The following is a 22,701-nucleotide window of genomic DNA, read 5'->3' as shown; positions in this document are numbered from 1 at the left end:
GGGAGCGAGCGCTCGGCTCCCCGGTTGAACACGTGCGGTGCCATGGTGAACGCCACCCGGATCCGCATCAGGGCGGCATGGGCGCGCCACGCACGAGTCCCCGGACATCGCACGGGATGTCCGGGGGCCCGGTCGGATCGCCGGTCGTGGCTCAGGCCGCCACACGCTCCCGGTCGTTCTTCTCGCCCGGGGTGCGCACGCCGAGCAGTTCGGTGGGGATCTTGTGGGTCTCGCGGGCGGTGAGGGCGGCGAGGACGGGCGGGAGGCAGAGGGCCGTGGTGAAGAGGGCCACGGCGAACCAGTCGTCGCCGTCCGGGCCGGCGATCTGCGCGGCGAAGGTCACGGCGAAACCGGCGATGGCGAAGCCGATCTGCGTGCCGATGGCCATACCGGACAGCCGCACCCGGGTGGAGAACATCTCGCCGTAGAAGGAGGGCCAGATGCCGTTCGCCGCGCTGTAGACGACACCGAAGGTGACGATGCCGAGGATCAGGACCAGCGGGTAGGCGCCGGTGGAGATCGCCCACAGGTACACGAACATCATCACCGCGCTGCCGGCCGCGCCGATCAGGAACACCGGGCGGCGGCCGATGCGGTCGGACAGCGTGGCCCACAGCGGGATCGCGGCGAGTGCGACCAGGTTGGCGAGCGCGCCCACCCACAGCATCGAGGAACGGGACAGGCCGACCGACTCGCTCGTGCCGTACGCCAGCGCCCACACGGTGAAGATCGTGGAGACGGAGGCGACCAGCGCGCCCGCGATCACCCGGAGCACGTCCGCCCAGTGCTCGCGCAGCAGGATGGCCAGCGGGAGCTTGGCGACGCCCTCGGACTCGCTCTGCTGGGTGAAGGCCGGCGTCTCGTCCAGCGTGCGGCGGATGACGTAACCGACGACGGCGACCGCGATGCTCATCCAGAACGGGACCCGCCAGCCCCAGGACAGCAGCTGGTCCTCGGGGAGCGCGGCGATCGGGATGAAGACCAGGGTGGCGAGCAGCTGCCCGCCCTGTGTGCCGCTGAGGGTGAAACTGGTGAAGAAGCCGCGCCGGTGCGACGGCGCGTGCTCCAGCGTCATGGAGTTCGCGCTGGCCTGCTCGCCGGCCGCCGAGATGCCCTGCAGTACACGGCAGATCACCAGGAGGACCGGGGCGAGCGTGCCGACCTGGTCGCGGGTGGGCAGACAGCCGATGAGGAACGTCGACAGCCCCATCAGGATCAGCGTGAAGACCATGATCTTCTTGCGGCCCAGCCGGTCGCCGTAGTGCCCGAGGAACAGCGCGCCGATCGGCCGCGCCGCGTACGCGACACCGAACGTGGCCAGCGACAGCAGGGTCGCGGTGGCCGGGTCGGACTCGTCGAAGAAGACCGTCGGGAAGATCAGGGCGGCGGCGCTGCCGTAGATGAAGAAGTCGTAGTACTCCAGGGCGCTGCCGATCCAGGCGGCCGTGGCGGCCTTCTTGGGCTGGCCGGGCGGTGCGGCGGGGACGGACACGGCGTGCTCCTTCGAGGGATCTCACCCATGAGAGGGGAGTGAAGCGGAGGAAGGCAAGGCGGAAACGGGGGCAGCGGGGGGAGGGGAGCCGGACCCCCGGGGGTGATGGGGCGGCCGTGCCGGGAGCTACCCGGCTAATTAACGCACTGGATAGTTAGTAGCGGTTGGCTACGGATGTTGCGCTCACGTTTCCCGGGTGTCAAGGGGTGCTGCCGGACGATCTCCCCGGCGTGATCCGACCGAGACCCGGCCGCGACGGTACGCCCCGCCGACGGCGTCTCAGTCCGTCGCGCGGTCCGCCGTCAGGTAGGCGATCACCATGTCGCCGAGCATCTGGCGGTAGTGCTCCCGCCGGCCCGGGTCGACCAGGTCGCGGCCGAAGAGGGCGCCGAAGGTGTGCCGGTTGGAGACCCGGAAGAAACAGAAGGCGCTGATCATCGCGTGCAGGTCGACGGCGTCCACGTCCGCCGTGAAGAGTCCCGACTTCTGCCCCGACTCCAGGATCCGGCGGATCACGTCCAGCGCGGGCGAACCGATCTTGCCGAGCATCTCGGAGGAGGCGATGTGCTCGGCCTCGTGGATGTTCTCGATGCTGACCAGGCGGATGAAGTCGGGGTGGGCCTCGTGGTGGTCGAACGTCACCTCGGCCAGCCGGCGGATGGCCGCGACCGGGTCCAGATGCTCGACGTCCAGCTCCTGCTCCGTCTGCCGGATCACGGAGTACGCCCGCTCCAGCACGGCGGTGAAGAGCTGCTCCTTGCCGCCGAAGTAGTAATAGATCATCCGCTTCGTGGTGCGGGTCCGGGCGGCGATCTCGTCGACCCGGGCCCCGGCGAACCCGGAGCGGGCGAACTCGGTGGTCGCGACGTCGAGGATCTCGGCCTTGGTGCGGGCGGCGTCACGGATGCGCCCGTTCGGTCGTGCCGGTTCTTCGACGCTGGTCATCGGGTTCCTTCGGGCGAGTGCGGCCGGTGCCCGTGATTCTAGGAGCTGCGGCGGCGGTCTTCCCTTGGGAGGGGGCGGCTGCTATTAGTAACGTACTAGTTCGTACATTAGAGCCTCCGGGAGGGCCGCCGTGGCCAAGGACTCGTATCTCGTCGGCCTCGTCGGCTCAGGCATCGGGCCCTCGCTCAGCCCCGCCCTGCACGAGCGGGAGGCCGACCGGCAGGGTCTGCGCTATCTGTACCGGCTGATCGACATCGACGACCTCGGAGTCGGGCCGGAGGCGGTCGGCGATCTTGTGCGCGCCGCGCGCGACCTGGGCTTCGACGGGCTGAACATCACCCACCCGTGCAAGCAGCTCGTCATCGACCACCTCGACGGGCTCGCCCCGCAGGCCGCCGCGCTCGGCGCGGTCAACACCGTCGTCTTCGAGGACGGCCGCGCCATCGGCCACAACACGGACGTCACCGGCTTCGCCGCGTCCTTCGCGCGCGGGCTGCCCGACGCCCCGCTGGAGAAGGTGGTGCAGCTGGGCGCCGGGGGCGCGGGCGCGGCCGTCGCCCACGCCACGCTCACGCTCGGCGCGGAGCACGTCACCGTCGTCGACGCGATGCCCGACCGGGCCACCGACCTCGCCGCCTCCCTCAACCGGCACTTCGGTCCGGGGCGGGCCGCCGCGGCGACACCGGACGCGCTGCCGGCGCTGCTGGGCGCGGCAGACGGGGTCGTCCACGCGACGCCGACGGGGATGGCGGCGCACCCCGGGCTGCCCTTCGCCGCGGAGTCGCTGCGGCCCGGGCTGTGGGTGGCGGAGGTGGTGTACCGGCCGCTGGAAACGGAGCTGCTGCGGGCCGCGAGGGCGGTTGGCTGCGCCACGCTGGACGGGGGAGGGATGGCGGTGTTCCAGGCCGTCGACGCGTTCCGCCTGTTCACCGGGCGTGAGCCGGACGCTTCGCGGATGTTGGCCGACATCGCCGAGTTGGCTGGGGTTGCCGGTGTTCGCAACTAAGCGCCGCGAGTGCCTGTCAGGTATGTCGGCCGCGGGTCGTCTGTGGCTGATCGCGCAGTTCCCGGCGCCCCTGAAAGAACCAGGGCGCGAGTCGGTTTGAAGGAGCTCCCCATGCGTACGTCCATCGCCACCGTCTCCCTCAGTGGGTCCCTCACCGAGAAGCTCACGGCCGCCGCGCGGGCCGGCTTCGACGGGGTGGAGATCTTCGAGAACGATCTGCTCGCCAGCCCTCTCCCTCCTGAGGAGATCCGGGCTCGCTGTGCGGACCTGGGGCTGAGCATCGATCTCTACCAGCCGATGCGGGACATCGAGGCCGTGCCGGCGGAGGTGTTCGACAGCAATCTGTGGCGTGCCCGGCACAAGTTCGAGCTGATGGGCCGGCTCGGCGTCGACACCGTTCTCGTCTGCTCCACCGTCCACCCCCTCGCCGAGGACGACGACGCGCTCGCCGCGTATCACCTGCGCAAACTGGCCGATCTCGCACAGGAGTTCGGCGTTCGGGTCGCGTACGAGGCGCTGGCCTGGGGGCGGCACGTCAGCACGTACGACCACGCGTGGCGCATCGTGGAGGCGGCCGACCATCCCGCGCTCGGCACCTGCCTGGACAGCTTCCACATCCTGGCCCGGGGCTCCGACCTCAAGGGCATCGAAAACATCCCCGGCGAGAAGATCTTCTTCCTCCAGCTCGCCGACGCGCCGCTGATGGCGATGGACGTGCTCCAGTGGAGCCGCCACTACCGGTGCTTCCCGGGCCAGGGCGGCTTCGATGTCACCGGACTGGTCAAGCACGTCATGGCGGCCGGATACGACGGGCCGCTGTCGCTGGAGGTGTTCAACGACGTCTTCCGGCAGGCCGAGGCCGGCCCCACCGCCGTGGACGCCCACCGCTCGCTGCTGATGCTCCAGGAGGCGGCGGGCATCGCCGCGCTGCCGGAGCGCGTGGTGCCCACGGGCGTCGCCTTCGCCGAACTCGTCACGCCGGACGCCGAACCGGTGGGCGCACTGCTCGGCGCACTCGGCTTCGCACGGACCGCCCGGCACCGCAGCAAGCCGGTGGACCTGTGGCAGCAGGGCGAGGCGCGGGTGCTGGTCAACACCGGGCCGGCCGCGCGACGCGACGGCACCCAGCTCGCCGCGATCGGACTGGAGTCACCGGACCCGGCCGGCGCCGCCCGCCGGGCCGAGGCCCTGCTGGCCCCGGTCCTGCCGCGCCGCCGCGCCGCCGAGGACGCGCCGCTCGACGCGGTCGCCGCGCCCGACGGCACGGAGCTCTTCTTCTGCGCCACAAACCGCCCCGAACTCCCCAGCTGGACCGGGGACTTCCGGCCCGTGGCACACCCGGAGGCCGCGGGCCACGTCCACCGCGTCGACCACCTCGCCCTGACCCAGCCCTGGCACCAGTTCGACGAGGCGGCCCTCTTCCACCGCACGGTGCTCAGCCTCCACGCCAGCGACAGCGTCGACGTCGCCGACCCCTACGGCCTGTTCCGCAGCCGGCCGGTGACCAACGAGGACGGCAGCGTCCGTATCGCCCTCAGCGTCGGCCCCGCCCCGACCGACGACATCGCCCGCGACCAGCACATCGCCCTCGCCACGGACGACGTGGTCGCCGCCGCCCGTGCCTTCCGCGCGGCCGGGGGCCGCCTGCTGGCCGTCCCCGCGAACTACTACGACGACTTGGCCGCCCGGTTCGAGTTCGCCGACGGCGAGCTGGAGGCGTACCGCGAACTCGGCGTCCTCTACGACCGTGACGCGGACGGCGAGTTCCGCCACTGCTACACCGAGACCGTCGGCCGCGTCTTCTTCGAACTCGTCCAGCGGGACGGCCACTACCAGGGCTACGGCGCACAGAACGCCCCCGTGCGGCTCGCCGCCCAGCACGTCGGGCGGCCGGTCAGATGAGGGGAGTCGACCTGCCTACTGGCGGCTGACTGTTCGGGTCACACCCGTGACGACCGTCGTCGCGAGGATCCAGCCGGTGATGACGAGGACGTACGACAGCCACTGGGACCAGCCCTCGGGCGCGTACGCCCGCTCCTGCCCGAAGTCGATGATCGGGAGGAGCAGGTCGAGGGTGTAGACGACCGGGTTGAAGTCCGGTGCCTCGTCCGCCTTGAGCGGGCTCGGCGTCCGCACCGCGTACGCCACCGAACCCACCGCCATCAGCGACAGCAGCCAGATCGCCGCGCGCAGCGGACGGAAGCCGTAGCCGACGGTGGCGTCCTGCGCGTAGCCCCACAGCCGCCCGTGCCAGCGGAGGGTGGAACGATGGCGGCGCTGCTTGGCGAGCTGGACGCGCCGGGCCGCGTCGTCGTCGCCGATCCTGCGGTACGCGGCGGTCAACTGCTCGTAGGAGTACGGAAGATACGCGTCCCCGTCCCGCTCCAGCATGGGCAGTCGCCGCTGGGCGGGCTCGTGCGGGATGAGGGAGGTATAGGCGAGGCTGTTCAGGAGGACCTGATCCGGCAGCATGTCCGGCTCCACGAACAGCACCTCTATCTGGGCGCGGCGCATGTTGAGCACGCCCTCCAGCGGAGGGCCCTTGCGCAGCCAGAGTTCGCTGATGACGCAACTGCTCACTCGCAGCGCCGTACCACCGGCGTTCGACAGCCGTGCATAGGACAGCTCCAGCCGGCCGCCCACCCGGGCGCCACGCAACTCGGCCCGGCCGCGCACGTCCGCGTGCCGCAGCACCACATCGGACTCGGTGGCCAGCGTCTCCGCACTGAGAGCGGTGCCGCCGGGCCGGTGCAGCCGCGCCCGCCTCAGGTCGACCGCGCCGGCGACATGGGCCCCGCCGAGCCGGACCTCGCCGTGCGCGCGCAGCCCGGGGGCGCACAACTCCTCCCCGATGTCCGCCTGGTTGAGCCGCAGCGCGGGCTCGGCGTCCGGCGCGGTGAACTCGGCCCGCTCCATGAACAGGGTCCCGGAGATCTGCGCCCCGGTCAGCCTCACCGGCCCCCGGAACCGGCATTCCGTCAGCCGCAGCCCGCCGTCGACCCGCACCCGCGCCGAACGCAGGCCGGGCAGCACGGACTTGGTCAGGTTGAGGTAGGTGAACTGCGCGCCCGAGAAGTCGGGAACCTCGTCGAAGTGGCAGTCGCTCAGCCGTACGACGCTGTCGACCGTCGCGTACTTCAGTTCCAGTCCGCCGGTGATCCTGGCACCCGCGATCTTGAGGGCGGCGACCTCGCCCTCCTCCTGGGGAGCGGTGAGCAGTAACGCCCGCAGCACCCGGGCCCGTACGGTCCGCTCGGGGCCCCAGCCGGCGCCGTCCGCCGCGTCCTCGTCCGCGGCGGCCCTGAAGTCCACCGCCCCGCCCAGCGGAAAGGCGTCCCACACCTGCCGCTCGGCCGCCGTCAGATCGTTGATCACCATCACCGGGAATCTCACCCGGAACGCTTGTACCTGTCAACCGCCGGGATCCGGCCCCCCGTTCCCGGCCGGGCCGGACCCCGGCTGACCCCGGCCTCCGCTAGTGACCCCAGGCCTCGGCGTGCGCCCGGTGCGCGTCCGTGAGCCCGTTGGTGAAGAACCGCTCGTAGTACTCGTTCTCCACGTGATGGACCTGGAGCCACACACCCGGGACATGGATCGCGTCGGTGTGGGCGGGGAACCGGCCGTGCGTGCGGTGGATGTACTCGCAGATGTCACGGGCGCACTCGATCACCCGCTCGTCGTACTCACTGGCCTCGGTGAGATAGCGCTGCCCGTAGTCCTCCCGGTAGATCCGCGCGAAGACGTCCCGGTCGGTGTAGACGCCGTTGCTGCCGAACTTCTCCTGCACGATCGTCCCCACGGCCTCCGACATGCTCCCGAACACGGGCGGGCACGCCGCGGCGATCAGCGGGGCGCCGCCGTCGGGGGAGGGGAGCCGGACCGGGTGCGAGCGCACCTCGGCGTACTTCGGCAGGGGGATGTGCCAGCGCCAGATGTCGGCCGGGCGCCAGCGCGGGGTGACGAAGTCGAAGCCGAGCATCCTGCCGTACGCCCGGGAGAACTTCGGGTCGCCCAGGGCGATCTGCGGGTTGATGGTGGCGTGGATCCAGGCGCCCAGGCCCATCGCCTCGGCCGTGAGCATCAGGTTCTGCAGGAGCAGGTCCGCCTCGATCTGGGTGCGCATCGGGCCGAGGGCGCCGAGGGGCAGCTTCAGATCCCCGTTGAGGAAGCCGTTCCTGACCCACTTCCTCACACCGGCGGCACGGTAGAAGTTGCGGTCGTCCACGAGGGTGGGCCGGGCCCCGTCCGGTTGCGTGAGCAGATACATCAGCGCGTTGACGTACTGATGGGAGAGGTCGACGACCGGGAACAGCAGCGTCGTTCCGGGGAGGTTGGACAGGAAGCGGTTGGAGTCGAGGTAGGCCGGGAAGTCCCGCTTGCCGGGCGGGACGTCGAGGCGGTGGTCCAGGACCTTGACCTTCGCCCGGTCCGCCCGCGCCGTCAGGGTCTCGGCGTCGAACGGCTCCTGCGGGGCCGGTTCGAGCCTGCGCAGGAAGTAGGTGCCCGTGTCGTTGACGAGGAAGAAGTGGGTGCCCTGCGCGTTGTCCGGGCTCCCCGCGGTGCGGCCCGCCATCGTCAGGTTGGGCTTGGACATGATGGGCGTGCCGTTGTCCGGGTCCTCGAAGGGCCGGTCGGGCATCGTCAGCCCCGTCGTGCCGGTGATCGCGATCAGCACCGCCTCCTCCAGCTCGGAGAGGGGCCGCACCGCGTTGCGGGACGTGTAGGTCATGGTCCCGGCGGACACCTTGGCGCCACGGCTCACCCGGTGCGTACGGCGCCGCCACACGGTCTGGAGCAGCGGGCGCGCGAAGAGGTCGGCGAGGCCCGGGTGGGTGGCGGCACCGGCCGTGCCGGGCGGCGGCTCCTGCACCGTGAGTTGCTCGCCGGCGCCGGGTGTCGCGGACAGCTCCCCGGTTCCGGGCAGCTCGGAGTGGTTGTCGGTGAACGTCATTCGCTTTCCCCCGTTGTGGTTCGGACCCGGCGGTGTGCCACACCCCCGGGTCGTGTGTCACGGCGTCATGGTGAACCGCCGTCGCTCGTACCGCTGTTGCTGGTACCGCCGTCGCTCGTACCGCTGTTGCTCGTACCGCCGTCGCTCGTACCGCCGTTGCCCGTCGTGCGCACCGTCCGCCACGGCGCGAACGCGCTCGCGTCGCGCGGCAGGAGCGGTGCCAGCTCCGGGCAGTGGCGCAGGACGACGGAGTTCATGCCGCCCTTCTCGACCCAGTCGATACCGAGCGGTGTGTAGACCTCCGGCCGGTAGTCGACGGTCAGGAACCGGTCGCTCTGCAGGCGCCGGCTGGCCATCAGGACGAAGATGCGGAACGCGGTGTCGCTGAACCCGAAGCCCTCCGGCGGGTTCTCCGCGAACAGCCCGACCACGGTGTCGATCTCGTCGACGTCCCGGTAGACGTCCTTCAGCCGCGCCAGCGTCCGAGGGTTCTCGGTCAGCTCCTCGAAGGAACGGATGCGCCCCCTGTGCAGCCCGGCCCGGAAGTCGTTGTAGCGGGGCACGCCCCGCCTGCGGGTCCGGACGAGGTCGACAACCGACAGATCGACGATCTCCCCGTCGCGTTCGAAGCGCTGCAGCGAGCGCGGGAAGTTGTGGAGGGTGATCGCGCCCGGGTGGGAGATCCCGAACGAGTACAGAGAGTTCGCCAGCCCCGTCTTGCGGATCTGCGACTCGGCGGCCCCGCCCTGGATGTCCAGGAAGCCCACCGTCTCCAGCCGCCGCCCGAACTGGTGCTCGCGCAGCTCGAAGTCGTCCGGGATCAGCGGATGCATGCGGTAGACGGTCGTGAAGTCCTCGGTCAGCGAGTACGGCGCCGTGTGGTGGTCCGGCAGCGTCTTCGGGATGCCGGTCAGCGAGTGCGCCTCGAACAGCCACAGGCCCAGCTGGTTCAGCCAGTTCCTGGGCGGACCCGACCAGTTGGTGTTCAGCGCGAGATCGATCGCCTCGGTGGCGAGGATCGCCGGCGTCCACTCCACCGTGTGGATCTTCGCGATCAGCGCGGACACCACGAGCCGCGCCGTGTGGTAGACCTTCTCCTCGCTCATCGACGGGTACTCGGCGCGCAGCGCGTCACACACCGCGTTGTGCTCCCGCGCGAACAGCGTGTGCATCGCGCTGAGCCCCATCCACCAGCTCTCGTTGAATCCGGTGAGCGGAATGCCGTTGGACCCGCCCGGCAGATGGCCGTCCTCCAGACGGAGTTTCGCGCCCCCGTCCGGTTCGCGCAGGAACCGCGCGGTCCGCTCGTTCTCGCCGTACACCTCGGAGCCGTCCCACCAGTGCGAGGCGGAGTTGGCGAAGAGGATCGGCGGCCGGCCGGGCACCTCGATGCCCTCGTTCTCCGCGAACCGCATCACGCGCTCCGTCGGCCCGCCGGGTACGTTCCGCCAGTCACCGTCGTAGCCGGGCGGCAGCGGTACCTCCACACTGCGGTCGCCGGTCTTGTACCGCCGGTGGTTGACCCAGTCGTGCACCTGGAACTGGATCCACGCCGCCGCCAGCACATTGAGCGAGGTCGCCGGCACGAAGTTCTCCCGGTACAGCAGCTGCCTGCTGACCGTGACCGGGTTCGGGGTGTCGAAGAGATCGGGCCGGTAGTCCGGCTTCAGGTTCCGCCCGAAGGCGGCGCCCACCGCGCCCATCCTCGGCGCCGACAGATCGTTGTACGTCCCGTCGTACGACCGCTCCGTGCGCAGCCGCTCCGGGATCGGCTCCGGCACCGGCTGGGCCCTGGGCGGCGCCTCGGGCACCTCGGCGTCGATCAGGTTCAGCTTGCGCAGGACCCTGCGCAGGAACACCAGGTTCAGCAGGCTCAGCGACAACGGCAGCCGGTGCCACGGCACGACACGGTTCAGCAGCTCGAAGGCGGGACCCACGAGACGGCCGAGCACCCTGTTGCGCAGGGGTTCCGCGGTGACGAAGCGCAGCCCGAGACGGTGTGCCCCGCCCGCCTGGTATCCGGCCTTCCGCGCCCGGTTGATGTTCCCCAGTGGCCGGAACTCGTCGGTCGTGTACCAGGGGTTGAACGTCAGCTCCTCGATCCGCTGTGCCGCCGCGCGTGCCTCGGCGCCGTCGAGTTCCTGGGCGGGAATGGTGAGCCGGGCGATCGGCACCGCCGGCGCCACCGCGTCCTTCCACTCCACCGCCGCGTCCTCGATCGGTGTGCGCCGTTCGTCCACGTACCGCTGGACACACAGGTCGAACGCCACGTCCGCCTGCCCGAGCCGTCGTGCCAGCTCACGGTTGAGGAAGTCCGGGTCCCGGCGGTCGGGCTCGGCCGCCGTCGGGGTGCCCGGCGCGGGCCGCAACAGATACCGCACGGGCCCCGCATCGCCCCACAGAATCGCCCCACGACTCCAATAGGTCTCATTGGCCAGCGAGTTGACGGTCCGTCGGGTCGCGTCCTGTACGTTCCGCCGCATACGTGTCGCCGTTTTCAGCCCCACCGCCAGCGGCAGCTTCACGAACAGCCCGAAGGCCTTCTGGAGCGGACTGCGCGCACCCGCCATGGCCTTGGCGAACGCCACGAACTCCCGCGCGTCGCTCGCGTGCGAGACCGGATAGCTGGTTGCCAGCAGATCATGGCTCTCGCTCTCCGACACCTGTACCCGCACCGCCGCGCCCCGCAGATCGGGCGAGCCGTCGCCCTGCCTGATGCCGCTCGCGTTGGACAGCCGGACCGTCGCCGGATAGTCCGCGCCGGGCTGTGCGAAGCCGACCCGCAGCGCGACCGGCAGATCGTCGTGGAACCGCAGCCGCGCGTTCTCCACCCCCAGCGGAGCCTTCGCGTGGAACGCCCGCGCGATCCCGCCACCCCCGGCCCGCCGGTTCCTGACCTGGACCTCCATCAGCTCCCGTGCCAGCCGCTCGAACACGAGCCGCTCGGCCTCGGGGCTGCCGCCGTCGTACCGCTCGTATCGCTCGTACCGCTGATCGTGCTGCCCGGTCTCGGCCATCGGCGTTTCCTTCGTACGGACGCGTACGGATGCGTACGGAATGCATGCGAAGTGCATACGGGACAGGGGCCGCACGCTACCGGCGGCGGGGTTCTGGCCACAGCGACAGTTCACGCCATGTACACATCTGACAATAATGCGGATGAATCACGTATTCCGCCATCTCAGGGACCCGTTCGGGGCCCGGGAGTACCGTGACCGGCATGACGGCTGGGAGTGGGACGCCGGACCTTCCGGACGGTGGCGAAGCGCTGATCGGGGGCTCGGTGAACGCCGGCGCGGTCTTCCGGCGGGGTCCTCTCGTCGACCGGCCCGCGCCGCGTACGGCCCCCGCCCTGCACGACCACCTCCGCGCGCTGCGGCGGCACGGGTTCGACGGGGCGCCGGTTCCCGTCGGGCTCACACCGGACGGTCGTGAGCACCTGACCTTCGTGCCCGGTGACGTGGCGCTGCCGCCGTTCCCGCCCTGGTCGCTGACGGAGACCGCCCTCGCGTCCGTGGGGACCCTGCTGCGCCGCCTGCACTCGGTGAGCGCGGGCCTCCCGGTCGACACCCGCGCCGACTGGCCCCGGGACCTGGCCGACCCCGAGGGCGGACCGATCCTCTGCCACAACGACGTCTGCCCGGACAACGTCGTCTTCCGTGCCGGCCGTGCCGTCGCCCTGATCGACTTCGACCTGGCCGCGCCGGGCCGCCCGCTCTGGGACGTGGCCATGGCGGCCCGCTACTGGATCCCGATGCTCGACCCCGAATCCACGGCCGCGCTCTATCCCGGCGGCGGACTGGACGTGCCCCGACGGCTGCGCGTCCTCGCCGACAGCTACGGCCTCTCCGCGCGGGACCGCGCCGCCCTGCCCGGTGTCGTCGAACAGGCCACGGAGGTCTGCCGCGCCTTCGTCGCCAGGCGTGTGGCCGAGGGCGACCCCGTCTACCGCCGCGTCCTGGCGGAGCGCGGCGGCTGGGCCCGCTGGGAGCGCGTCGAGAACTGGCTCGTCACTCACCGCGACATGTTCACCGCCTCGCTGGCGGGCGCTTGAGGGTGCCTCGTCCCGGAGCGCCGGGTTGCCCGATCGGTCATCGAGCCCTGCACGCGCGGACCTCGCCCCGCACACCGGTGCCCCTGTATGCAGGGAAGGCAAGACGTCGATCACGGGAAGGGCTCTCTGTGCGCACCCCAGGCCACGGCAGAACAGGTGACGAGAAGAGCCCGGGCCGCGCTCCGGCCGTCCCGCGGCAGACAGCGGCCGCGCGGCGGCAGCCGGGGGCGCTGCCGGGACTACTCGCCCTGCAGGGTGCCGTGGGCAACGCGGCCGTCGTGCAGATGCTGCGCCGGTCCGGCCACCCCTTCGCCCAGGAACAGCACGAGCACGGCCAGGGGTGCGGTCATCAGCAGGCCGAACAGCCCGCCGTGCAGCGTTCCACCGTGCCCGGTGTCCTGAGCACTCCGGGCCGTCCCCTCGACGACGACGTCCGCGCCGACATGGAGTCCCGGCTCGGCGCCGACTTCTCCGACGTCCGCGTCCATGACGACAGCGCCGCCCGGATGTCCGCCGCCGAGATCGGCGCCCGCGCCTACACCTCCGGCAGCCACATCGTCATCGGCGACGGCGGGGGCGACAAACACACTCTCGCCCATGAACTGACCCATGTGATCCAGCAGCGTCAGGGCCCCGTCGCCGGCACCGACAACGGCTCCGGCCTCAAGGTCTCGGACCCGTCCGACCGCTTCGAACGCGAGGCGGAGGCCAACGCGACCCGAGCGATGTCGTCCCCGCACCGGCCGTAGGGCTGGTCACCGACGATCGACACGCCGATGTACGACCGGCACGACGCCGGCCAGGACCACGACCACGACCGTTAGCACCGGAGGTACGTCTCGCCCCCGCCGCTCCAGGGACGCGAACGACGGGGGCGAGGGGCTGAGGCGGGTTCCGGAGACGAGGGGAGGAGCAGGAGTGAGGGCGGAGCAGGAGCAAGGGCGGCGGGCCCCTACTTCGAGGACTCCACCGCGTGCCCCCCGAACTGGTTCCGGAGCGCCGCGATCATCTTCATCTGCGGCGAGTCGTCCTGACGCGAGGCGAAGCGGGAGAACAGTGACGCCGTGATCGCCGGCAGCGGCACGGCGTGGTCGATGGCGGCCTCGACCGTCCACCGCCCCTCGCCGGAGTCCTCGGCGTAGCCGCGCAGCTTCTTCAGGTGCTCGTCCTCGTCGAGAGCGTTGACGGCGAGGTCGAGCAGCCACGAGCGGATGACGGTGCCGTCCTGCCAGGAGCGGAAGACCTCGCGGACGTCCGTGACGGAGTCCACGGTCTCCAGCAGCTCCCACCCCTCGGCGTAGGCCTGCATCATGGCGTACTCGATGCCGTTGTGGACCATCTTGGAGAAGTGCCCGGCGCCGACCTTGCCGGCGTGCACATAGCCGTACGGCCCCTCCGGCTTGAGCGCCTCGAAGATCGGCTGGAGCCGCTCCACGTGCTCCTTGTCGCCGCCGACCATCAGGGCGTAGCCGTTCTTCAGGCCCCACACACCACCGGAGACGCCCGCGTCGACGAAGCCGATGCCCTTCTCGCCCAGCTCGGCGGCGTGCTTCTCGTCGTCCGTCCAGCGGGAGTTGCCGCCGTCGACGACGGTGTCACCGGGCGACAGCAGTTCCGCCAGCTCGTCGATGACGGACTGGGTGGCGCCGCCGGCGGGGACCATCACCCAGATCGTGCGCGGTCCGTCGAGGCGCTCGACCAGTTCGGCCAGGCTGCCCACGTCGGAGACGTCGGGGTTGCGGTCGTAGCCGACGACGGTGTGGCCGGCGCGGCGGATCCGCTCGCGCATGTTGCCGCCCATCTTGCCGAGACCGATCAGGCCCAGCTGCATCGCGGTCATGTCAGTTCACTTCTCCCTGAGCGTCACGAACGTTTCGAAGGGTGCGATAGGCGGCCACCAGCGCGGCCGTCGAGGGATCGAGCCCGGGCACGTCGGCGCCCTCGGTCAGAGCGGGCTCCACCCGCCTGGCGAGGACCTTGCCCAGCTCGACACCCCACTGGTCGAAGGAGTCGATGTCCCAGATCGCGCCCTGGACGAACACCTTGTGCTCGTACAGCGCGATCAGCTGGCCCAGTACCGACGGGGTCAGCTCCGGCGCCAGGATCGTCGTCGTCGGCCGGTTGCCACGGAACGTGCGGTGCGGCACCTGCTCCTCGGGCACCCCCTCCGCCCGTACCTCCTCCGCCGTCTTGCCGAAGGCCAGTGCCTGGCCCTGCGCGAAGAGGTTGGCCATCAACAGGTCGTGCTGTGCGGCGAGTTCGGGAGCGAGCTCGGCGACCGGGCGGGCGAAACCGATGAGGTCGGCCGGGATCAGCCTGGTGCCCTGGTGGAGCAACTGGTAGTACGCGTGCTGCCCGTTGGTGCCCGGCGTACCCCAGACGACCGGACCCGTCTGCCAGTTGACCGGTTGGCCGGACCGGTCCACGGACTTGCCGTTCGACTCCATGTCCAACTGCTGCAGATAGGCCGTGAACTGGGAGAGATAGTGCGAGTACGGCAGTACGGCGTGTGCCTGGGCGTGGAAGAAGTCGTTGTACCAGACCCCCAACAGGCCCAGTAGCAGTGGTGCGTTGGCCTCGGCGGGTGCCGTACGGAAGTGCTCGTCGACGACCCGGAAGCCGTCGAGCATCTCCTGGAACCGCTCCGGGCCGATCGCGATCATCAGCGACAGACCGATCGCGGAGTCGAAGGAGTAGCGTCCGCCGACCCAGTCCCAGAACGCGAACATGTTGTCCGGGTCGATGCCGAACTCGGCGACCTTCCCGGCGTTCGTCGACAGCGCCACGAAGTGCTTCGCCACCGCCTTGTCCTCCCCGCCGAGCCCGGCCAGCAGCCAGGAACGCGCCGAGGTGGCGTTGGTGATCGTCTCGATCGTGGTGAAGGTCTTGGACGCCACGACGAACAACGTCTCGGCCGGATCCAGGTCCCGGACCGCCTCGTGCAGGTCGGCCCCGTCCACGTTCGACACGAACCGCACGGTCAGCGCCCGGTCCGTGTACGCCCGCAGCGCCTCGTACGCCATCGCCGGGCCCAGGTCGGAGCCGCCGATGCCGATGTTGACGACGTTGCGGATACGGCGTCCGGTGTGGCCGGTCCAGTCGCCGGAGCGGACCCGGTCGGCGAAGGCGGCCATCTGGTCGAGGACGGCGTGCACCTTCGGCACCACGTTCTCGCCGTCCACCTCGACGACCGCGTCACGGGGGGCGCGCAGCGCGGTGTGGAGGACGGCCCGGTCCTCCGTGACATTGATGCGCTCGCCGCGGAACATGGCGTCCCGCAGCCCGAACACGTCGGTGGCGACGGCCAGTTCCTGGAGGAGGGCGAGGGTCTCGTCGGTGACGAGGTGCTTGGAGTAGTCGACGCGGAGATCGCCGACCCGGACGACGTACCGTTCCGCCCGACCGGGGTCCGTCGCGAACAGCTCGCGCAGGTCCGGCTGGAGCAGCGGGCCCGCGCGATGGTCCTCCAACTCCGCCCACTCGGGGCGCCGGTCGAGCCGGGGCGTGTCAGTCACGCGGCCGCCTCCCCGTCGCCCTCGCCGCCGCGCAGGGCGACGGCGTACATCTCGTCGGCGTCCAGGCGCCGCAGCTCCTCCGCGATCAGCTCGGAGGTGGCGCGCACCTTCAGGGCGAGGGTGCGGGACGGCTGGCCCGGCAGGGTGAGCGTGGCGAGCGGGCCCTCGGGGCGGTCGATGACGATCTCGCCCTTCGCGGTGCCGAGCCGCACACCCGTCACGACGGGCCCGGCGGTCAGGACGCGCTCGACGCAGACGCCGAGGCGGGCCTCCAGCCAGCGCGCCAGCAGTTCGGCGCTCGGGTTGTCGGCCTCGCTCTCCACGGCGGCCGAGGTGATGGTCTCCTTGGCCTGGTCGAGGGCGGCCGCCAGCATCGAACGCCAGGGCGTCAGCCGGGTCCAGGCGAGGTCGGTGTCCCCGGGGGTGTAGGAGGCGACCCGCTGTTCGAGCGCGGCGAGCGGGGTCTCCACGGCGTACATGTCGGTGATCCGGCGCTGGGCGAGCGCGCCCAGCGGGTCCTTCGCCGGGTGCTCCGGCGCGTCCACCGGCCACCAGACGACGACGGGCGCGTCCGGCAGCAGCAGCGGCAGGACCACTGAGTCGGCGTGGTCGGACACCTCGCCGTACGTCCGCAGCACGACCGTCTCGCCGGTGCCCGCGTCGGCGCCGACCCGCACCTCGGCGTCCAGATGCGACTTCGTGCGGTCCTTCGGGGTGCGGGCGTGCCGCTTGATGACGACCAGGGTGCGCGAGGGGTGCTCGTGCGAGGCCTCCTCGGCCGCCTTGATCGAGTCGTACGCGTTCTCCTCGTCCGTCACGATCACCATCGTGAGGACCATGCCCACGGCGGGCGTGCCGATGGCCCGGCGGCCCTGCACCAGGGCCTTGTTGATCTTGCTTGCCGTGGTGTCCGTCAGGTCGAATTTCATGGCCTGCGCCAGCTCCGTCCGTCTCGTGCGAGCATCTCGTCCGCTTCCTCGGGGCCCCAACTGCCCGAGGCGTACTGCGCGGGCCTGCCCTGCTTGGCCCAGTACTCCTCGATCGGGTCGAGGATCTTCCAGGACTCCTCCACCTCCTGGTGGCGGGGGAAGAGGTTGGCGTCGCCGAGCAGCACATCCAGGATCAGCCGTTCGTACGCCTCCGGGCTGGACTCCGTGAACGACTCGCCGTACGCGAAGTCCATGGTGACGTCCCGGATCTCCATCGAGGTACCCGGCACCTTCGAACCGAAGCGCACGGTCATCCCCTCGTCCGGCTGCACCCGGATGACGATCGCGTTCTGCCCCAGCTCCTCGGTGGCCGTGGAGTCGAACGGGGAGTGCGGGGCGCGCTGGAAGACGACCGCGATCTCGGTGACCCGGCGGCCGAGGCGCTTGCCCGTGCGCAGGTAGAAGGGGACACCCGCCCAACGGCGGTTGTCGATGCCCAGCTTGATCGCCGCGTACGTGTCCGTGGTGGAGGAACGGTCGATGCCTTCCTCCTCCAGATAGCCGAGCACCCGCTCGCCGCCCTGCCAGCCGGCCGCGTACTGGCCACGCACGGTGTGCCGGCCCAGGTCCTCCGGCAGCCGCACCGCCTTGAGCGCCTTGAGCTTCTCGGCCAGCAGGGACTCGGCGTCGAACGCGGCCGGTTCCTCCATGGCGGTCAGGGCCAGCAGTTGGAGCAGGTGGTTCTGGATGACGTCACGGGCCGAGCCGATGCCGTCGTAGTACCCGGCGCGACCGCCGATGCCGATGTCCTCGGCCATCGTGATCTGCACGTGGTCGACGTAACTCCGGTTCCAGATGGGCTCGTACATCTGGTTGGCGAAGCGCAGCGCCAGGATGTTCTGGACGGTCTCCTTGCCCAGGTAGTGATCGATGCGGAAGACCTGCTCCGGGTCGAACACGTCGTGCACGACCGCGTTCAGCTCGCACGCGCTCGCCAGGTCGTGGCCGAACGGCTTTTCGATGACCGCCCGCCGCCAGGAGCCCTCGGGCGGACTGGCCAGCCCGTGCTTCTTGAGCTGCTTGACGACCTTCGGGAAGAACTTCGGCGGTACGGAGAGATAGAACGCGAAGTTGCCGCCCGTGCCCCGGGAGGCGTCCAGCTCCTCGACCGACTCGCGGAGCCGCTTGAACGCCTCGTCGTCGCCGAAGTCGCCCGGGATGAACCGCATCCCCTCGGCGAGCTGCTGCCAGACCTCCTCGCGGAACTCGGTGCGGGCGTGCTCACGGACCGCGTCGTGCACGATCTGCGCGAAGTCCTCGTCCTCCCAGTCCCGGCGGGCGAAACCGACGAGGGAGAAACCCGGCGGCAGCAGACCCCGGTTGGCCAGGTCGTACACGGCCGGCATCAGCTTCTTGCGAGACAGGTCACCGGTCACCCCGAAGATGACGAGCCCGGACGGGCCCGCGATCCTCGGGAGCCGGCGGTCGCGCGCGTCCCGGAGCGGGTTGAGCCACTCGGCGGTCATTCCCCATCAACTCCCTTGCTGTTCAAGGACTTCGCCACCACGTCCAGCAGGTCCTGCCACGCCGCCTCGAACTTGGCGACGCCCTCGTTCTCCAGCAGCCGCACGACCTCGTCGTAGGAGACGCCGAGCGCCTCCACGGCCGCGAGGTCGGCGCGGGCCTGTGCGTAGCCGCCGCTCACCGAGTTCCCCTGGATGACGCCGTGATCCGCGGTCGCGTCGAGCGTGGCCTGCGGCATCGTGTTGACGGTGCCCGGCGCGACCAGTTCGTCCACGTAGAGCGTGTCCTTGTAGGCCGGGTCCTTCACGCCGGTCGAGGCCCACAGTGGACGCTGCTTGTTGGCCCGGGCCCCGGCGAGGGCGGTCCAGCGGCTGCCGGGGTGGGCCGAGTTGTCGGCCTGGCCGAACACCTCTTCGTACGCCTCGTAGGCGAGCCGGGCGTTGGCGAGGGCCGCGCGGCCTCGGAGGGCGAGGGCCTCGTCGGTGCCCAGCAGGGTGAGCCGCTTGTCGACCTCGCTGTCGACGCGGGAGACGAAGAAGGAGGCGACGGAGTGGATGGCGGACAGGTCCAGGCCCGCCGACTGCGCCTTCTCCAGGCCCGCCAGATAGGCGTGCATCACCTCGTGGTGGCGCTCCAGCGAGAAGATCAGCGTGACGTTGACGCTGATGCCGAGCCCGATGACCTCGGTGATCGCCGGGAGACCGGCCTTCGTCGCCGGGATCTTGATCATCACGTTCGGGCGGTCGACGAGCCAGGCGAGCTGCTTGGCCTCGGCGACCGTCGCCGCCGTGTCGTGGGCCAGCCGGGGGTCGACCTCGATGGACACCCGGCCGTCCCGCCCCGCCGTCGCGTCGTACACCGGGCGCAGGACGTCGGCGGCGGCGCGGACGTCGGCGGTCGTCATCATCCGTACGGCCTCGTCGACCGTCACGCCGCGCAGGGCGAGGTCGGCGAGCTGGTCCTCGTAGCCCTGTCCGGAGCCGATGGCGGCCTGGAAGATGGACGGGTTGGTGGTCACGCCGACGACATGCCTCTCCTCGACGAGCCGCGCGAGGTTGCCGGAGGTGATGCGCTCGCGGGAGAGGTCGTCCAGCCAGACGGAGACGCCCTCGTCGGAGAGGCGCTTCAGGGGTTCCGTGACGGTGGTCGTCACGGTCGGTTCGGTGGTCACAATGATCATCTTCCTTCAGGCGCTCGCATCAACCGCGGACGGAGCGGAGTGATTCCCTCGCGGCGGTGACGACGTTCTCGGGGGTGAAGCCGTACTCGGCGAACAGGGTCTTCGCGTCGGCGGAGGCGCCGAAGTGCTCCAGCGAGACGATGCGGCCGTGGTCACCGACGTACCGGTACCAGGTCAGACCGATCCCCGCCTCGACCGCCACGCGGGCCTTCACGGACGGCGGCAGCACGCTCTCGCGGTAGTCGCGCGACTGTTCCTCGAACCACTCCACCGACGGCATCGACACCACCCGCGTCCCCACCCCCTCGGCCTCCAGCCGCTCGCGCGCGGCGACGGCCAGGTGCACCTCCGAGCCCGTGGCGATCAGGATGACGTCCGGGGTTCCGGCCGAGGCCTCCCGCAGGACGTAACCGCCCTTGGCAGCCAGGGGGTTGGGCTCGTAGGTCGGCACGCCCTGGCGCGTCAGCGCCAGCCCGTGCGGGGCCGGCTTCGTGGCGTGCCGCTCGAGGATCTCGGCCCAGGCGATCGCGGTCTCGTTGGCGTCGGCCGGGCGGACGATGTTCAGCCCGGGGATGGCCCGCAGGGAGGCCAGGTGTTCGACCGGCTGATGGGTGGGGCCGTCCTCGCCGAGACCGATGGAGTCGTGCGTCCAGACGTAGGTCACCGGGAGCTGCATCAGCGCGGAGAGCCGTACGGCGTTGCGCATGTAGTCGGAGAAGACCAGGAACGTGCCGCCGTAGACACGCGTGTTGCCGTGCAGGGCGATGCCGTTCATCTCGGCGGCCATGGCGTGCTCACGGATGCCGAAGTGGATGGTCCGGCCGTACGGGTCGGCCTCCGGGAGCGGGTTGTCCGCCGGGAGGAAGGACGATGTCTTGTCGATGGTCGTGTTGTTCGAGCCGGCGAGGTCGGCGGAGCCGCCCCACAGCTCGGGGAGGACCGCGCCGAGCGCCTGGAGCACCTTGCCGGACGCGGCCCGGGTCGCGACGGACGTGCCCTCCTCGAAGACGGGCAGCGCCTGCTCCCAGCCCTCGGGCAGCCGGCCCGCGACCATCCGGTCGAAGAGCCTGGCCCGTTCGGGGGCGGCGGCCCGCCACTCGGCGATCCGCTTGTCCCAGGCGGCGTGCGCCTCCGCGCCCCGGTCCAGGGCCCGCCGCGTGTGGGCGAGGACGTCGTCCGCGACCTCGAAGGTCCTGTCCGCGTCGAAGCCGAGGACCCGCTTGGTCGCCGCGACCTCGTCCTCACCGAGCGCCGAGCCGTGCGAGGCCTCGGTGTTCTGGGCGTTCGGGGCCGGCCAGGCGATGATCGTGCGCATCGCGATGATCGAGGGACGCGAGGTCTCCTCCCGCGCCGTCAGCAGCGCGTCGTACAGGGCGTGTACATCGATGTTGCCGTTGAACGCGGGTTCGATCCGCTGCACGTGCCAGCCGTACGCCTCGTACCGCTTCAGCACGTCCTCGGAGAACGCGGTGGCCGTGTCGCCCTCGATGGAGATGTGGTTGTCGTCGTACAGGAAGACGAGGTTGCCGAGCTTCTGGTGGCCCGCCAGCGAGGAGGCCTCGGCGGAGATGCCCTCCTCCAGGTCGCCGTCGGAGACGATCGCCCAGACGGTGTGGTCGAACGGGGACGTCCCCTCGGGAGCGTCCGGGTCGAACAGACCGCGCTCGTAGCGGGTGGCCATCGCCATGCCGACGGCGTTGGCGACACCCTGGCCCAGCGGGCCGGTGGTGGTCTCGACCCCGGCGGTGTGACCGTACTCGGGGTGGCCCGGCGTCTTCGAGCCATGGGTGCGGAACGCCTTGAGGTCGTCCAGCCCCAGTTCGTACCCGGCGAGGAAGAGCTGCGTGTAGAGGGTCAGCGAGGTGTGACCGGGGGAGAGGACGAAGCGGTCCCGGCCGGTCCACTCGGGATCGGCGGGATCGTGACGCATCACTTTCTGAAAGAGCGTGTACGCGGCGGGCGCGAGGCTCATCGCCGTTCCCGGATGGCCGTTGCCGGCCTTCTGTACGGCGTCGGCGGCCAGCAGTCGGGCGGTGTCGACGGCGCGCCGGTCGAGTTCTGTCCAGTTCATCTTCAAGAAGTCCTCGAGAGAGACGGCGGAAATGCTCTGGGGTCTTCAAAAGTAAAAGTCCGACTTTTGTCGGGGAAGGTGGTGGTGTGCCAGCCTTCGGTGAAACTGGGACACCGACGAGGTGGCAGCGAGAACATGACGGACACAGACGCCCGAGACGGCGACCGGATCAGAACCTTCCCGTTCCCCGTCGACCGCAGCCTCTCCGGCGTCGGTGTGCAGGTCGGCCCGATGGACGACCGAGGACCCTGGCGTGCGGACATTCCTCTGGAAGGGGTCCACCGCATCGACTTCCACGCGGTGATGCTGTTCGACGGCGGCCCGGTCCGCCACATGATCGACTTCACCGAGTACGAGGTGGGCGCGGGCGAACTGCTGTGGATCCGCCCGGGGCAGGTGCATCGCTTCTCACGCGTCACCGAGTACCGCGGGACCGTCCTCACCATGCAACCGGGCTTCCTGCCCCGCGCGACCGTCGAGGCGACCGGCCTCTACCGCTACGACCTGCCGCCCCTGCTCCACCCCGACAAGGCCCAACTGGCGGGCCTGCGCGCCTCGTTGGCCCAGCTGGAACGTGAGTACGTCGACACCATCACCCTGCCGCCCAGCCTGCACACCGCCGTGCTGCGGCACACCCTGACGGCCTTTCTGCTGCGGCTCGCCCATCTCGCGGCGGCGTCGGCCGCGCCGGCGAGCCGGCCCGACGACACCACCTTCACCCGTTTCCGGGACGCCGTCGAACAGGGCTTCCCCACCAACCACAGTGTCAGCGCGTACGCCGACGCCCTCGGCTGCTCCCGCCGCACGCTCGTCCGCGCGGTCCGCGCCGCGACCGGCGAGACACCCAAGGGCTTCATAGACAAACGGGTCGTCCTGGAGGCCAAACGCCTGCTGGCCCACACGGACCTGCCGATCGGCCGCGTCGGTGTGGCCGTCGGTTTCCCCGACGCCGCGAACTTCTCCAAGTTCTTCCAGCTGCACACCGGGACGGCCCCGGCGGCGTTCCGGGCGGAGCTGCGGTGACCCTCCGGGCG

Annotated in this window: 15 protein-coding genes and 1 pseudogene; 5 read left to right on the top strand and 11 right to left on the bottom strand. The window is 70.7% G+C overall.

Features of this window, described 5'->3' with window-relative positions; genetic code table 11:
• Nucleotides 1-151 precede the first annotated feature (151 nt).
• Together ACWD26_RS09985 and ACWD26_RS09980 are read right to left on the bottom strand one after the other, a co-directional pair.
• Nucleotides 152-1,492, bottom strand: a complete 1,341-nt coding sequence (locus tag ACWD26_RS09985) for an MFS transporter (protein WP_451268107.1) — start codon at nucleotides 1,490-1,492, stop codon at nucleotides 152-154.
• 279 nt (nucleotides 1,493-1,771) lie between these two features.
• Complete coding sequence (locus tag ACWD26_RS09980) at nucleotides 1,772-2,437, bottom strand: TetR/AcrR family transcriptional regulator (protein WP_451268105.1); 666 nt, start codon at nucleotides 2,435-2,437, stop codon at nucleotides 1,772-1,774.
• A gap of 130 nt (nucleotides 2,438-2,567) precedes the next feature.
• Between ACWD26_RS09980 and ACWD26_RS09975 the strand changes: the two genes are divergently transcribed.
• Both ACWD26_RS09975 and ACWD26_RS09970 read left to right on the top strand, forming a co-directional pair.
• Nucleotides 2,568-3,443, top strand: a complete 876-nt coding sequence (locus ACWD26_RS09975; protein WP_451268103.1) for a shikimate dehydrogenase — start codon at nucleotides 2,568-2,570, stop codon at nucleotides 3,441-3,443.
• Nucleotides 3,444-3,554: 111 nt separating this feature from the next.
• Complete coding sequence (locus ACWD26_RS09970; RefSeq protein ID WP_451268101.1) at nucleotides 3,555-5,345, top strand: TIM barrel protein; 1,791 nt, start codon at nucleotides 3,555-3,557, stop codon at nucleotides 5,343-5,345.
• Between the two features lie 15 nt (nucleotides 5,346-5,360).
• Here the strand turns inward: ACWD26_RS09970 and ACWD26_RS09965 are convergent, their stop codons facing one another.
• The 3 genes from ACWD26_RS09965 to ACWD26_RS09955 form a co-directional block, all read right to left on the bottom strand.
• Nucleotides 5,361-6,821, bottom strand: coding sequence for a pentapeptide repeat-containing protein (locus ACWD26_RS09965; RefSeq protein ID WP_451268099.1), 1,461 nt, complete (start codon nucleotides 6,819-6,821; stop codon nucleotides 5,361-5,363).
• Between the two features lie 97 nt (nucleotides 6,822-6,918).
• Nucleotides 6,919-8,394: a hypothetical protein gene (locus ACWD26_RS09960; protein ID WP_451268097.1), complete on the bottom strand. Its 1,476-nt coding sequence runs from the start codon at nucleotides 8,392-8,394 to the stop codon at nucleotides 6,919-6,921.
• A gap of 65 nt (nucleotides 8,395-8,459) precedes the next feature.
• Nucleotides 8,460-11,411 carry a peroxidase family protein gene (locus ACWD26_RS09955; protein WP_451268096.1) on the bottom strand — a complete coding sequence of 984 codons (2,952 nt, stop codon included), beginning with the start codon at nucleotides 11,409-11,411 and terminating at the stop codon, nucleotides 8,460-8,462.
• Between the two features lie 203 nt (nucleotides 11,412-11,614).
• Here ACWD26_RS09955 and ACWD26_RS09950 point away from each other — a divergent pair, with 203 nt between their 5' ends.
• Together ACWD26_RS09950 and ACWD26_RS09945 are read left to right on the top strand one after the other, a co-directional pair.
• Complete coding sequence (locus tag ACWD26_RS09950) at nucleotides 11,615-12,448, top strand: phosphotransferase (RefSeq protein ID WP_451268094.1); 834 nt, start codon at nucleotides 11,615-11,617, stop codon at nucleotides 12,446-12,448.
• Between the two features lie 128 nt (nucleotides 12,449-12,576).
• Nucleotides 12,577-13,182 (top strand): annotated as a pseudogene (locus ACWD26_RS09945) (eCIS core domain-containing protein); the annotation flags it as partial.
• A 218-nt stretch (nucleotides 13,183-13,400) separates the two neighbouring features.
• Here ACWD26_RS09945 and gnd read toward each other — a convergent pair.
• From gnd to tkt, 6 genes are read right to left on the bottom strand one after another with little or no spacing between them, the layout of a single operon-like run.
• Complete coding sequence (gnd, locus tag ACWD26_RS09940; protein ID WP_451268554.1) at nucleotides 13,401-14,279, bottom strand: phosphogluconate dehydrogenase (NAD(+)-dependent, decarboxylating); 879 nt, start codon at nucleotides 14,277-14,279, stop codon at nucleotides 13,401-13,403.
• Between the two features lie 10 nt (nucleotides 14,280-14,289).
• Nucleotides 14,290-15,963, bottom strand: a complete 1,674-nt coding sequence (pgi, locus tag ACWD26_RS09935) for a glucose-6-phosphate isomerase (protein ID WP_451268092.1) — start codon at nucleotides 15,961-15,963, stop codon at nucleotides 14,290-14,292.
• Nucleotides 15,960-16,892, bottom strand: coding sequence for a glucose-6-phosphate dehydrogenase assembly protein OpcA (gene opcA, locus ACWD26_RS09930; protein ID WP_451268090.1), 933 nt, complete (start codon nucleotides 16,890-16,892; stop codon nucleotides 15,960-15,962). The genes pgi and opcA overlap by 4 nt, the downstream gene beginning before the upstream one ends.
• Nucleotides 16,889-18,418 (bottom strand): glucose-6-phosphate dehydrogenase, encoded by a 1,530-nt coding sequence (zwf, locus tag ACWD26_RS09925; protein ID WP_451268088.1) that lies wholly within the window; start codon nucleotides 18,416-18,418, stop codon nucleotides 16,889-16,891. Before zwf ends, opcA begins: the two co-directional genes overlap by 4 nt.
• Nucleotides 18,415-19,596 carry a transaldolase gene (gene tal / locus ACWD26_RS09920; RefSeq protein ID WP_451268086.1) on the bottom strand — a complete coding sequence of 394 codons (1,182 nt, stop codon included), beginning with the start codon at nucleotides 19,594-19,596 and terminating at the stop codon, nucleotides 18,415-18,417. The genes zwf and tal overlap by 4 nt, the downstream gene beginning before the upstream one ends.
• A 19-nt stretch (nucleotides 19,597-19,615) precedes the next feature.
• Complete coding sequence (tkt, locus tag ACWD26_RS09915; protein ID WP_451268084.1) at nucleotides 19,616-21,667, bottom strand: transketolase; 2,052 nt, start codon at nucleotides 21,665-21,667, stop codon at nucleotides 19,616-19,618.
• A gap of 135 nt (nucleotides 21,668-21,802) precedes the next feature.
• Between tkt and ACWD26_RS09910 the strand changes: the two genes are divergently transcribed.
• On the top strand, nucleotides 21,803-22,690 hold the full coding sequence (locus tag ACWD26_RS09910; RefSeq protein WP_451268082.1) for a helix-turn-helix domain-containing protein: 888 nt from the start codon (nucleotides 21,803-21,805) through the stop codon (nucleotides 22,688-22,690).
• Nucleotides 22,691-22,701: the final 11 nt, after the last annotated feature.

The sequence above is a fragment of the Streptomyces sp. NPDC002787 genome, from assembly GCF_053592095.1.
This window is presented reverse-complemented; position numbering and strand designations above follow the sequence as displayed.